The organism is Lysinibacillus capsici (assembly GCF_020217405.1).
GTDB classification, from domain to species: Bacteria; Bacillota; Bacilli; order Bacillales_A; family Planococcaceae; genus Lysinibacillus; species Lysinibacillus capsici.
The window spans coordinates 3,138,195-3,151,362 of sequence record NZ_CP084108.1; the positions used below are offsets into that span (position 1 = coordinate 3,138,195).

Consider the following 13,168-nt stretch of genomic DNA (forward strand, 5'->3'; position numbering starts at 1 on the left):
CTTAAATGTGTACATTTTGTTGCGAGCCTGTCGCCATTCTGCTCAAATATTAAGAATTTTATTTTTTCTCTTGAAAATTAGGTTATAATCCAGTAAAGTTCTGTTATTAACCAAACAAGGAGTGTACCACTTTGACACAACGTGCATACAATTTCAACGCAGGTCCATCTGCTCTACCACAAGAAGTATTAGAAAATGCTCAACAGCAATTAGTAAACTTCCGTGATTCAGGTATGTCCATTATGGAAATGAGTCACCGAAGTGCCATTTTTGATGAAGTACATAACGAAGCCATTACTTTATTAAAAAAACTTTATGCTATTCCAGAAAACTATGAGGTACTTTTCTTACAGGGTGGAGCAAGCCTTCAGTTTACAATGGTGCCCATGAACTTCTTAACAACTGAGCAAAAAGCTAGTTATGTATTATCAGGCTCATGGTCTGAGAAAGCTTTTAAGGAAGCTAAATTATTTGGGATACCTGTTGAAGCTGCAAGCACAAAAGAAAACAAATACCGCAATATTCCTGCTTTAGAAGATATCCAATTCAATGAAGATGATGCATATGTTCACATCACATCTAATAATACGATATATGGTACGCAATGGAAAAACTACCCTGATACAGGAAATGTTCCATTAGTGGCAGATATGTCAAGTGACATCCTATCTAAACCAGTTGATATTGAAAAGTTCGGAATCATCTATGCTGGTGCTCAAAAAAACCTTGGTCCTTCAGGTGTAACGGTCGTAATTATTCGCAAAGATTTACTTGAAAAAGCCAATAAAAATATTCCAACGATGCTAAAGTATACAACACATGCCGATAGTAACTCACTTTATAATACACCTCCAACATTTGGAATCTATATGCTAGGCGAGGTGTTGAAATGGGTTGAAGCTAAAGGCGGCGTAGCAGAAGTTGAAAAACATAATGAATTAAAGGCAAAAGTCATTTATGATGCCATTGACAATAGTAACGGTTTCTACAAAGGCCATGCCACACCTGAAAGCCGTTCTTTAATGAACATTACATTCCGCGTTGCAGATGAGGAGCTGGAAAAACAATTCCTTGCAGAGGCAAAGGCAGCAGGTTTTGTTGGGCTAAATGGACATCGTTCTGTAGGTGGTTGTCGTGCTTCCACTTATAATGCAGTACCCCTTGAGGCATGTGAAGCTTTACGAGATTTCATGGTAGATTTCCAACAAAAACATCAATAAACTTCTATTTAAAAGATGAATCTTTACAGAAATGTAAAGACTCATCTTTTTTTTCGCGCTTGTAGAAGGAAATAAGAAATCTATCCCTATACAATTAGCTTGATTAGATGTTTATAGCAATATTTCAGCTTAGGGCTTTACACATTGCAAAAGTTTTTGAGAAAAATATAGATTTTTAAGCTGCCTATCGGACATATCGCCAGCCTCTAGCTATGCACCAAACATAGATTATTACTGTAAGGGTTACCTTTACGAAAATAGAGGAAGGGAGGTCTAGACAATGGAAGATAAAAGATACATGTCACATATGAACTGGCAAGGCTGTAAATGTCCTAAAAAAGAGGAAAAATGCTGTCAACGTAAAGTTGAAAAATGTCCTTGTCAAAAAGAGGAAAAATGTACACCAAGAATGAGCAGCAACTGTAGAGGGTGTATTTGTCACCAATTAAGAAAATTAGAGCTAGCTACTACACTAGATATCTTCTTATCTGGAGGTATTAGCTTCTTAGGTGTGACTTTCATTTCCTTCGATCCAAGAAATTGCTGTGCATACTTCCTTGAGCCAGGTGCAGCAGCTGCTTCTCCTTTAATCGTAGATTGCAATAAAATTGTTGCGATTCGTCGAGTGGCAGTAGCTTAATCCTTTTAGAGGGTAGCCTTCTATAGGCACCCTCTTCTTACATAGAAACAAGAAGATGTCAACGACAGAAGAAGCAACTTTGCAAGGCGAGGGGTTGATTTCCGTTCCGCCAGCGTCCTTTCCAGGGGGCGTCCGATGAGCCGCTTCACTCACTTCCGTTCGCTCCAGGGTTTCATCAGTGACGCTAAATCCCCTAGGAGTGACGCTGGCTCCTCTCCAATCAACCATTCTGCAAAGTGTCTTTACTTTTTTCATAGTAGCATAGTATTAAAATTGCCCATTATCTGTATTCATAGAGGGGATAAGCTCTTATTTTCAATGGGGAGAAGTGATGAGTGACAAGAAGTGAACACCTTTACTTTATTTGAAAACCTTTGCTAAAAAGATAACACTTTTGTAGGTTGGAGTGGAAGGCTACTTGATTCCCGTGGAATAGCAAGACAGGCGAACCCCTAAACGGAGCGGTAGCGGAGGAAGCGGCTCGGCGCTCGCCCACAGAAAATCAAATAGCCTGCAACGGAAATCCATTTCTACCTTTCAATTGACTGTTTTGTTTTTCAACACTAAAAAACGCTGTCACATTTAATGTGACAGCGTTTCATGTTTACAATCAGGACATTTACCATATATTTCAAACTTATGATTTTCAATTTCATAATCAGGCAATTTTTCACCTAACATTTCCATTGGACAGAGATTAAGCTCTTTGACGTTGCCACAGTCCATACAGATAAAATGATGGTGATGATGCGCAGATTCACAGTGCATACGGAAATTACGTTCCCCTGATAGCTCTGTTTCTTCTAATATTCCAAGTTTCACAAAAGTAGCTAGGTTACGATAAATGGTATCAAAACTCATTCCCGGAAAATCTTTTTTTAAAACATCTAATAAATCACGGGCTGTTAGATATTTATCTGTTGCTGCAAACATATCTAATATTAACTCCCGTTTATCTGTTTTTTTATAGCCATTTTCCTTTAATATTTCCCACGCTCTTGAAATATTCATTGCGCTACCTCCCCCTGCTTTGCAGCCATTTTAAGTGCTACTTTCTTCCCTAGGATTACAAGTAACAAAATCAGAATAGAAGTGACAACAATCGTGCCTCCTGGCGCTAAATCCATATAAAATGCGCTAATTAGACCAATTAGTACAGCTGTTTCTCCAAAAACAATGGCAAAAATGATGGTTTGTTTAAAGCCCTTTGCCAAGCGCATTGCTGCTGCAACAGGCAATGTCATTAGAGATGATACAAGTAAAATACCAACTATGCGCATACTTGCCGCAATGACAAGTGCTGTCACAATCATAAATAAAAGATGAACCCAACGAGCCGGAAGTCCACTAGCTTTTGCATATTCCTCATCAAAAGACAAAACAAATAATTCTTTAAAAAATAAAAACAAAAAGATAATCACAATGGCAGCAATGCCAATCACTACCCATAAGTCTTGACGAGATACAGCAGAAACCGAGCCGAATAAATAACTCATTAAATCTGTGCTAAAACCACTGGCAAGTGAAATAAAGATGGCGCTAATTCCAATACCACCCGACATGATGATTGGAATGGCAAGCTCCTCATAGTGCTTATACAAACGTCTTAAACGCTCAATCAAGACAGAGCCACTCACAGAGGCTAGTATTCCTAGATAAATAGGATTGAGCATTGCAAAGGCTGTTACCGATTGACTAATGTATAAGCTCCCAGCAATTCCTGCGAGTGTTACATGCGACAAAGCATCCGCAATCAAGGATAGCCTACGTACAACAATAAACACACCCAGTAGTGGCGCAAGTATACCAATTAATAATCCAGAGAAAAAGGCATTTTGTAAAAATTCATAATGTAAAATTGCTTCAATCATGTGCCTGCTCCTTCTAGTGAATCTTTCTCACGGAATGGCCATACCAAGCGTCTAGCGCATCCTGAGAAATATTATCAAATTCATTTTTATAGCCGTGGAAGTGAATAGTTTGATTCAAACACGCTACATGGCTGATACGATTCGATACCGTATCGACATCGTGTGTGACAAGAATCATCGTAATTCCTTGTTCCCGATTTAATTTCGCCAGCATATCATAAAATGACTGCACATTCTCGTGATCAATGCCGACAGTTGGCTCATCTAAAATGAGCAGTTTGGGATCACTGACTAAAGCTCTTGCAATAAAAACACGTTGTTGTTGTCCACCAGATAGCTCTCCAATGTTGCGATTCATATAAGCATCCATGCCAACTGCCTTTAAAGCTTCTTGTACTTTGTCTTTGGCATCTCGGCCAGGTCTTTTAAAAAGCCCTAATTTTTTCGTTAATCCACTTTTCACGACCTCTTGCACGGTTGCCGGGAACCCAGAATTAAAGGCATTGGATTTTTGCGAGACATAGCCAATCCATTCACGGTGCTTAAAATTTGCACTTGGTTCACCAAATAATTTTATTTCTCCGGATAAAGGTTTCAGCAAACCTAAAATTATTTTTAGTAGTGTTGATTTTCCCGAACCATTTGGGCCGAGTAGTGCTAAAAAATCTCCCTCTTCTACACGAAAAGAAATGTTTTTTAAAACTTGCGTATAGTCATATTGAAATGACACATTTTCAATGTCAATTAGTGTTGTTTTCATGCATGATCGCTTCTTTCTAATTCAAAATCATTACGATTTACAAATTGTAAGTATAAAGGAAAGTGCAGTTTTTGTAAAGAAAAGAGGATGGATGCTTTTTCGAACAGCTGATTGCAAGTGTGTAAATGATTTCGTGAAAATAAATAAGATAAAGGAGGATTGACTTTGAGTATTCAATTTTTACAGCAATTAGCACAAAGCACGGATAAGGAAATTGTCGCGATTGCTCGTGAAGAAGGCTTTAGCATTACGACTTCTGAAGTAAAAAAACTTCGACCTTATTTGGAGCAATTCTCATTTTCTTGGCTATTTTTAGGTATTCCTAAAGATATTCTTGTTGAAGTGGAGGCCGTTTTAGGAAGAAAGCGCTCTCGTCAACTCATCGCCTTGTTTACAAAATAAAAAAAGCCCGAAATCAGAACTAGCCTGATTTCGGGTTATTGCTTTTAGCCTTTTAAAGCTTCAATATGTTCAGGCTTAAAAGTACCACTTCGTAACATATCAATTTCCACTTTATACGGAGCTACCTTAGATTTAGCGTCACTCTTGAGAGGGACAAAGGGTGTTTCTAAAATTTTAGGAACATCCATTAATTGTGGATGGTGTACTACATAGTTGAGGGCATCAAAACCAATATGACCAAAGCCAATATTTTCGTGACGATCCTTGCCTGCACCGCGCACATTTTTGGAGTCATTGATATGCAATACTTTAATGCGTTCCACGCCTATAATTTTATCAAATTCGTTTAATACACCATCAAAATCTTCCACGATATTATAGCCAGCATCATGTGTATGACAAGTATCAAAGCATACTGAAAGTCGCTCGTTATTCGTTACACCATCAATAATTTTAGCAAGTTCTTCAAAGGAACGTCCACATTCTGTCCCCTTCCCTGCCATGGTTTCTAATGCAATTTGAACGGGATAGTCCTGAGAAAGTACCTCATTTAAACCTTCAATGATTTTAGCAATACCAGCATCAGCACCAGCACCTACATGGGCACCTGGGTGTAAAACAATTTGCGTTGCCTCCAGTGCCGCAGTACGTTCAATTTCCGATTGGAGAAAATCTACACCGAGACGGAATGTTTCTGGTTTTTCCGTATTGCCAATATTAATAATGTAAGGTGCATGTACAACAATATTGGTCATCCCATGCTCTTTCATATGCAGGAGTCCATTCATAATGTTCAAGTCAGCAATGGCTTTGCGACGTGTATTTTGCGGTGCTCCAGTATAAATCATAAATGTATTGGCTCCGTATGACAGTGCCTCTTTACTAGAGCCGAGTAGCATTTCTTTACCGCTCATCGAAACATGTGAGCCAAGTAACATATAAAAGCCCCCTTATTTTTTACCGCGTGCCTTTAAGCGACGTTCACGTTTTTTAATTTTTTCCATTTCCCACTTCATATTACGTTTATAGCCAGGTTTTACCTTTTTGGGCTTACGTACCAACGATTTTGCTTTCACATCAATTTCATTCTCTTGCTTCACACGGTTTTTACGTGCATGACGCTCTTTTAACTCTGACCATTCGCCATCTTTTACATCTTTTTGCACAAAAGGAATGCCCATTTTTTCTACGCGAACTACTGCATCCTCGTCTGATGGCTCAAATAAAGTGATGGCTGTCCCTTTATTGCCTGCACGCGCTGTTCGACCAACACGGTGAATAAAGAATTCTAAGTCCTCTGGAATCTCGTAGTTAATAACATGAGAAATGCCTTGGATATCAATACCCCGAGCAGCTAAGTCAGTTGCTACAATGTATTGGTAGTCAAGATCACGGATTTGCTTCATCATTTTTTTACGATCACGTGGACTTAAATCACCGTGAATTTGGCCACAACGGATACCATGCTCATTTAAGTAGCCAGCAACGTGTTCTGCTGTCTTACGTGTGTTGGTAAAGATAACAGCTAAAAAGGGATTAATGCCCTCAATGACTTCTAATAAACGTTTATTACGCGATTTTGAGCGCACTGGTACAAGCACAAAATCGATGCCTTCTGCCACGGGTCGTTTATCATTCATATGGACATGCACTGGCGCTTCCATATATTTCTTTAAAAATGGTTGAAGTTTTTCTGGAATTGTTGCAGAAAAAACATACATTTCAAGCTTTTCTGGCATCTGTGAAGCAAATCCATCAATCTCTTCAATAAAGCCCATATCAAAAGCTAGATCCGCTTCATCGACAACTAAAATTGGTGCTGTATGCACAAATAACGCTTGTGCTGAAACAAGGTCACGAATACGTCCTGGTGTTCCAACAACAATTTGTGGCTGTGTTTTTAATTTATCAATGGAGCGTTGTTTGTCCGTACCCCCAATAAATAGTTTTGCTTGAATAGCAGTTCCTTCTATTAATTGATTTAATGCATCAAAAATTTGCTGTGCTAACTCTCGTGTAGGAGAAGTAATAACGGCCTGTACTTCCTGTTTTTCTACATCAATACGTTGAACAATTGGAATTAAAAAACTATGTGTTTTCCCTGTTCCTGTATGTGCCTGTCCAATAGCACTTTTCCCTTTTAATAAAAGCGGAATAATTTCTTTTTGAATTGGTGTCGGTTCTGTAAAGCCAAGATTTGCAATGGCGTCCTGCAAAAATGGCTGAAAATTATAATCAGTATATTTTGACATCATTCGTTCCTCCTAACATCTTTTTCATTGTACCATGATTCGAACTTTAAGGTATATTTACGTTCTATTTCTTACTAGCATAAACATATTTTTAATGTTTTATTATCACCGTAACAAAGCCCTTATCAAAGGTACTTGAAATACGCAGAATATGCAATCAAAAAAGCGCTGTAACAATGTTCGAAAACGCTTGTAATATGTAATTTTTATGTCAATTTATAGGGAACTAATGATTAGTAGATTCCCCACATGTTATGATAGATTTGTAAGATATTATGGGAGGTTGGTAGATTATGAAAGCAGCAAGATGGTATAAAGCAAAAGACATCCGTGTAGAAAACATTGAAGAACCAGTCATCGCACCTGGAAAAGTAAAAATCAAAGTACATTGGACAGGGATTTGTGGCAGTGATTTACATGAATACGCAGCTGGGCCAATCTTTATTCCAGTGGAGCAACCTCACTATGTAAGTAAAGACATAGCACCTATTGTAATGGGACATGAATTTTCAGGTGAAGTAGTTGAAATTGGCGATGGTGTTACATCTGTTAAAATTGGTGATCCTGTAGTAGTAGAACCAATCCTTGCATGTGGCGAATGTGCTGCCTGTAAAAAAGGTAAATATAATATTTGTAAACATTTAGGTTTCCATGGTCTTTCAGGCGGTGGCGGAGGATTCTCCGAATATACAATGGTAGATGAAAAAATGGTTCACAAAATGCCAGAAGGGCTTTCTTATGAGCAAGGAGCACTTGTAGAACCAGCAGCAGTCGCTTTACATGCCGTGCGTCAAAGTAAATTAAAAGCCGGTGACAAAGCTGCCGTCTTTGGAACAGGACCAATCGGGCTTCTTGTCATTGAAGCATTACGTGCAGCGGGCGCAGCAGAAATTTATGCTGTAGAGCTTTCAGCAGAGCGTGCCGCAAAAGCTTTAGAACTTGGTGCAACAGCCGTCATTAACCCTAAAGAGGAAGATGCCGTTGCGCGTCTACATGAATTAACAAATGGTGGTGTAGATGTTGCCTTTGAAGTAACGGGCGTTCCTGTGGTATTACAACAAGCTATTGACTCCACAACTTTTGAAGGTGAAACAATCATCGTGTCGATTTGGGAGTCTACAGCGGCTATCCAACCGAACAATATCGTTTTATCAGAGCGAACAGTCAAAGGAATTATTGCCTACCGCGATATCTTCCCAGCCGTAATGGAGCTGATGACACAAGGTTACTTCCCTGCAGACAAGCTTGTAACGAAACGAATTGCTCTTGATGAAGTGGTAACAGAAGGCTTTGAGGCATTAATGAAGGAACGTAATCATATTAAAATTTTGGTAAATTCTCAAGCATAAAATACGATCAGGTAGAGAACCAAGCATTTCTCTACCTGATTTTATAGTTATTATTGTTGTTTATTATCCATTTTTTTCATGATTGTTAAATTTGCCATTAGAACGTTCACTTTATTTTCTCCAAAGATCCCTAGTGTTCGTTTCTCCGTATTTTCTTCAATGATTTTTTCAATCTCATCTTCTGAAAGACCGCTTGCTTGGGCAATGCGCTTCACTTGAATGTTTGCAGCCTTCACACTAATATGTGGATCCAGCCCTGAGCCAGAAGCGGTCATTAAATCTGCAGGTATATCTTGGCGTTTTACTGTTGGGTTTGCTAGTAGAAACTTCTTGATATCTGCTTCAATTCGCTTCTTCAATTCTGGATTAGATGGTGCATAGTTAAAAGTTCCAGAGGTCACTCCACTATAATTTAACTGACCATTTTTGTCTGGTACCATATCATCCTCAGTATAAACATTATAATGAATGGCTGAAACACGTCCCCAGAAATATGATGGTGCTGAAAAGGATTGACCGATCAGTTCTGAACCAACAGCTTTACCATTGATTTCTAGTAAACTACCATTTGCTTGATGCTGAAGTAATCCTTGAGCTAAAGCAGTCACCGCAAACGGGTAGATTAGCCCACACAGTATAAACATTGTTATAGTAATAAGAAATGCTTGCTTTAAGTTTACAAATAATTTTCGCATGTACCTTCCTCCTATAGCCCAAAACTACGGCATAGTGGACCAACTAGTATGTCAATTAACTTAATCCCAATAAAAGGGGCTATAATACCACCTATACCATAGACGAATAAATTTTTATTCAAAAGTTTTGTAGCACTCATTGGTTTATACGTTACACCCTTTATTGCAATTGGAATTAACAAAGGAATAATGATTGCATTAAAAATTAAGGCAGAAATAATCGCACTTGTTGAAGAATTAAGTTTCATTATGTTTAATGCGCTCATCTCAGGCACAGCCACCATCAACATAGCAGGTATGATGGCAAAATATTTTGCTATATCGTTAGCGATACTAAATGTTGTTAAAGCGCCACGAGTCATCAGAAGCTGCTTCCCTATCTCTACAATTTCAATAATTTTAGTTGGGTTTGAATCTAAATCAACCATGTTAGCTGCTTCTTTTGCTGCATTTGTACCTGAATTCATTGCAAGCCCGACATTGGCCTGCGCTAACGCTGGTGCATCATTTGTACCATCACCAGTCATTGCTACTACCTTCCCTTGTGCCTGTTCATCCTTAATGACTTGAATCTTATCCTCAGGTTTGCTTTCTGCGATAAAGCTATCTACCCCAGCTTCCTTTGCAATGGCTGCTGCAGTAAGTGGATTATCTCCTGTACACATAATGGTTTTAATTCCCATTTCACGAAGCTGTTCAAAACGTTCCTTTAGTCCAGCCTTGACAATATCCTTAAGATAAATAACGCCTAAAATCTTATCATTCAGTGCTACGACCAGAGGCGTCCCCCCTACTGTAGATACTTGTTGAACCAGCAACTCTAAATTTGAAGGAATACTGTACCCTGCCTTCAAACTCTCTCTTTTTATTGTATCGTAGGCACCTTTTCGAATTTTTGTGCCATCCACCCTATCTAAGCCACTCATTCGTGTTTGTGCAGTAAAGGGAATATGTTTACTTGTTTGGATAATGTTTTTTTCACCGTCCGTATTCACCCCTAATTCGCAAGCAAGCGTTAAGATCGATTTTCCCTCAGGTGTATCATCTGTTAGAGAACTAAGCCATGCAGCTTGCATTAACTCTTCCCTGACAACTCCTTTTACTGGTAGAAACTCAGCTGCCATTCGATTGCCATATGTTATCGTGCCAGTCTTATCTAAGATTAATGTATCCACATCTCCGCAGGCTTCCACCGCTCTTCCAGACATTGCGATGACGTTAAATTGTGTTACCCTATCCATACCAGCAATACCAATTGCGGATAATAATCCACCAATCGTCGTAGGAATTAAACAAACTGTAAGTGCTATTAATGTTGCGATAGAAATTGGCACATTCAAATACATAGTCATTGGATAGAGGGACACTACCACTAACAGAAAGATAATTGTTAAACTTACTAGAAGTGTATTAAGGGCTATTTCATTTGGTGTTTTCTTACGGCTAGCCCCTTCAATTAGCGTAATCATTTTATCCAGAAATGATTCACCAGGCAATGAAGTAATTTCAATCATCAACCAATCACTCGTAACCGTTGTACCACCCGTAACGGATGAAAAATCTCCACCTCGTTCTTTTACAACAGGGGCAGATTCACCTGTTATTGCTGATTCATCCACAGTTGCAATGCCATCAATGACTTCTCCATCATTTGGAATTACCTCTCCAGCTTGAACTAATACAATATCTCCTTTTTTTAGGTCATTGGCCTGTTTAAGGATTTCCGTACCATCATGAAGCAAAACACGAGCCTGTGTCACTGTCTTTGTTTTTTTTAAAGTTTGAACTTGTGCTTTACCTCTTCCTTCTGCAATTGACTCTGCAAAATTAGCAAATAGAATTGTAACAAAAAGTAGGCTAGCAACTATTCCATTGTATAATCGAGCGTGTTCTTCTACTACACTCCCAAACATATTTGGAAAAAGAACTAATAGCAGCACAAACAAAAATCCTACTTCTACAACAAACATAACAGGATTTTTTAGCATATAAGTGGGACTAAACTTCTTTAAAGCATCTATCATGGCATTTTTCAGCATCTTACTTGTCAAAAAACTCTTTTTTACTGTTTCCATATGCTCTCTCCTCCATTAAGAATAAAGTTGTAAATGCTCTGTAATTGGACCAAGTGCTAAAGCTGGTAAAAATGTTAGCGCACCAATCATTAAAACGATAGCCACAAGTAAAAAAGTGAAAGTAGTATTATCCGTTTTTAATGTTCCTATTGAATCACTGTGCCAAAACTTTTTGGCAAGTAGAGACGCAATCGCCAGTTGAATGATTATGGTTAAATATCGTCCAAAGAACATGGCAAGTCCTGTTGTTACGTTCCAAAATGTGGAATTATCTGCTAACCCTTCAAACCCTGAGCCGTTGTTGGCAGAGGCTGAGGCAAATTCATATAAAACCTGTGATAATCCGTGAGCACCTGGATTCGTAATTCCTGCTATTCCTGACGGTGTTACAACTGCTAGTGCTGAAAATAGCAAAATAATAGCTGGATGAATCAAAATGCATAGTGCAATTAACTTCATTTCTTTCTCTTCAATCTTTTTACCTAAAAATTGAGGAGATCGCCCAATCATTAAACAGGCAATAAAAATTGTTAGTAGAACATACATCATCATGTTCATCAGGCCGACCCCTTTACCACCAAAAACGACATTTAGCATCATATTAAACATCGGTACTAGACCACCAAGAGGCGTCAATGTATCGTGCATATTGTTAACAGATCCTGTTGTGAACGCGGTAGTGACAGTGGTAAATAATGCTGATTGTACTACTCCAAAACGCATTTCTTTCCCTTCCATGCTCCCTAGCTCCTGGGTTATACCGAGTTCAATTATCATTGGATTACCAGCCTTCTCTGCTATGTACACAGTCACTAATCCAAGTAGAAACAATATACTCATTGCTGCAAAAATAGCTAAACCTTGTTTTCCAAAAATAGTTTTCTTTTTTCTACTAGCGATCATCAAACTAAAGGCAACTACACAAGCGCCCGGCAATAGCATCATCGATAACATCTCCACTATATTTGAGAGAACGGTTGGATTTTCAAAAGGTGTTGTTGAATTGGCTCCGTTAAAGCCCCCACCATTCGTACCTACATGCTTAATTGATTCTAGAGAAGCGACAGGTCCAAGTGCAATATCTTGTAATTTTCCTTCGATCGTTTGTACTGTTTTATTTGCACTCAAGGTTTGTGGTGTCCCTTGAGAAACTAAGATAATGGCAACAACGATGGAGATAGGCATTAAAATACGCGTAATAACACGAATAAAATCAATAAAGAAATTCCCAATAGTATCTGTTTTTGCAACAAGACGACGACAGAATGCCATACAAGCTGCATAACCCGTAGCTGCAGATGTAAACATCATGAAGATAATGACTAGCATCTGTGATAAATAGCTGAGTCCAGATTCACCACTATAATGTTGAAGGTTTGTATTCGTCATAAAAGAAATGATCGTGTTAAATGAAAGTGTAGCTTCCATACTGCTAATATTATTTGGATTTAAAAACAGTAAAGCTTGAATGCGTAACAAAATATATCCAATAAAAACCATAAATGCATTTGAAAGTATTAATGAAAGTACATATTCTTTACCATTCATATCTACTTGTTTAATACCACACAATTTATAAATGGCTGCGTCAACTTTGTCTAGAATAGGATCAAGCCAAGTTTTTTGGTGTAATGTTACCCGATATAGATAATGCCCAGTTAAGATAACGAGCGGTAAATAAATAATTAATACGATGGCTATTTGCCACATAGTGCATTACCTCCTAACAGCCTTTAATAATTTTCAGGACAAAGTAATGCATGCCCTAGATAACCAAACAAGAACACAAGTACAATTCCAATAAAAATCCACATTTCTATTTCCTCCTTATTGCTCATCCACTAGTTTGAAGCACCATGTGGTTAATGACAAAATACTTCCAAAGCTTATCAGTAGCAATACAA

Annotated in this window: 12 protein-coding genes; 4 read left to right on the plus strand and 8 right to left on the minus strand. The window is 38.3% G+C overall.

Annotated elements, in window-relative coordinates; all coding sequences use genetic code 11:
• Positions 1–131 precede the first annotated feature (131 nt).
• Both serC and LCP48_RS15455 read left to right on the plus strand, forming a co-directional pair.
• The gene (gene serC / locus LCP48_RS15450; RefSeq protein ID WP_004227251.1) at positions 132–1,220 is read left to right on the plus strand and encodes a 3-phosphoserine/phosphohydroxythreonine transaminase; all 1,089 of its coding nucleotides are present in this window, start codon (positions 132–134) and stop codon (positions 1,218–1,220) included.
• Between the two features lie 280 nt (positions 1,221–1,500).
• Positions 1,501–1,860: a hypothetical protein gene (locus LCP48_RS15455; RefSeq protein ID WP_004227250.1), complete on the plus strand. Its 360-nt coding sequence runs from the start codon at positions 1,501–1,503 to the stop codon at positions 1,858–1,860.
• 582 nt (positions 1,861–2,442) lie between these two features.
• On the opposite strand, the gene LCP48_RS15460 is transcribed toward LCP48_RS15455, so the two are convergent.
• From LCP48_RS15460 to LCP48_RS15470, 3 genes are read right to left on the minus strand one after another with little or no spacing between them, the layout of a single operon-like run.
• Positions 2,443–2,871, minus strand: coding sequence for a Fur family transcriptional regulator (locus tag LCP48_RS15460; RefSeq protein ID WP_004227247.1), 429 nt, complete (start codon positions 2,869–2,871; stop codon positions 2,443–2,445).
• Positions 2,868–3,731 (minus strand): metal ABC transporter permease, encoded by an 864-nt coding sequence (locus LCP48_RS15465; protein WP_009370139.1) that lies wholly within the window; start codon positions 3,729–3,731, stop codon positions 2,868–2,870. The genes LCP48_RS15460 and LCP48_RS15465 overlap by 4 nt, the downstream gene beginning before the upstream one ends.
• 13 nt (positions 3,732–3,744) lie before the next feature.
• Positions 3,745–4,491 carry a metal ABC transporter ATP-binding protein gene (locus LCP48_RS15470; protein WP_004227240.1) on the minus strand — a complete coding sequence of 249 codons (747 nt, stop codon included), beginning with the start codon at positions 4,489–4,491 and terminating at the stop codon, positions 3,745–3,747.
• A gap of 165 nt (positions 4,492–4,656) precedes the next feature.
• Between LCP48_RS15470 and LCP48_RS15475 the strand changes: the two genes are divergently transcribed.
• Positions 4,657–4,893: a Nif11 family protein gene (locus LCP48_RS15475; protein ID WP_004227236.1), complete on the plus strand. Its 237-nt coding sequence runs from the start codon at positions 4,657–4,659 to the stop codon at positions 4,891–4,893.
• A gap of 44 nt (positions 4,894–4,937) precedes the next feature.
• Here the strand turns inward: LCP48_RS15475 and LCP48_RS15480 are convergent, their stop codons facing one another.
• Both LCP48_RS15480 and LCP48_RS15485 read right to left on the minus strand, forming a co-directional pair.
• Entirely contained in the window at positions 4,938–5,831 is an 894-nt protein-coding gene (locus LCP48_RS15480) for a deoxyribonuclease IV (RefSeq protein WP_202341232.1), read from the minus strand.
• Between the two features lie 12 nt (positions 5,832–5,843).
• Entirely contained in the window at positions 5,844–7,145 is a 1,302-nt protein-coding gene (locus tag LCP48_RS15485; RefSeq protein ID WP_004227232.1) for a DEAD/DEAH box helicase, read from the minus strand.
• A gap of 293 nt (positions 7,146–7,438) precedes the next feature.
• Here LCP48_RS15485 and LCP48_RS15490 point away from each other — a divergent pair, with 293 nt between their 5' ends.
• Positions 7,439–8,494 carry a 2,3-butanediol dehydrogenase gene (locus LCP48_RS15490; RefSeq protein ID WP_004227230.1) on the plus strand — a complete coding sequence of 352 codons (1,056 nt, stop codon included), beginning with the start codon at positions 7,439–7,441 and terminating at the stop codon, positions 8,492–8,494.
• A gap of 50 nt (positions 8,495–8,544) precedes the next feature.
• On the opposite strand, the gene kdpC is transcribed toward LCP48_RS15490, so the two are convergent.
• Genes kdpC through kdpA form a run of 3 tightly spaced genes read right to left on the minus strand, consistent with a single transcriptional unit; the run spans position 8,545 to position 12,974 of the window.
• Complete coding sequence (kdpC, locus tag LCP48_RS15495) at positions 8,545–9,189, minus strand: K(+)-transporting ATPase subunit C (RefSeq protein WP_004227228.1); 645 nt, start codon at positions 9,187–9,189, stop codon at positions 8,545–8,547.
• An 11-nt stretch (positions 9,190–9,200) separates the two neighbouring features.
• Positions 9,201–11,264 carry a potassium-transporting ATPase subunit KdpB gene (gene kdpB, locus LCP48_RS15500; protein ID WP_009370137.1) on the minus strand — a complete coding sequence of 688 codons (2,064 nt, stop codon included), beginning with the start codon at positions 11,262–11,264 and terminating at the stop codon, positions 9,201–9,203.
• Positions 11,265–11,279: 15 nt separating this feature from the next.
• Entirely contained in the window at positions 11,280–12,974 is a 1,695-nt protein-coding gene (kdpA, locus tag LCP48_RS15505) for a potassium-transporting ATPase subunit KdpA (RefSeq protein ID WP_009370135.1), read from the minus strand.
• Positions 12,975–13,168 lie beyond the last annotated feature (194 nt).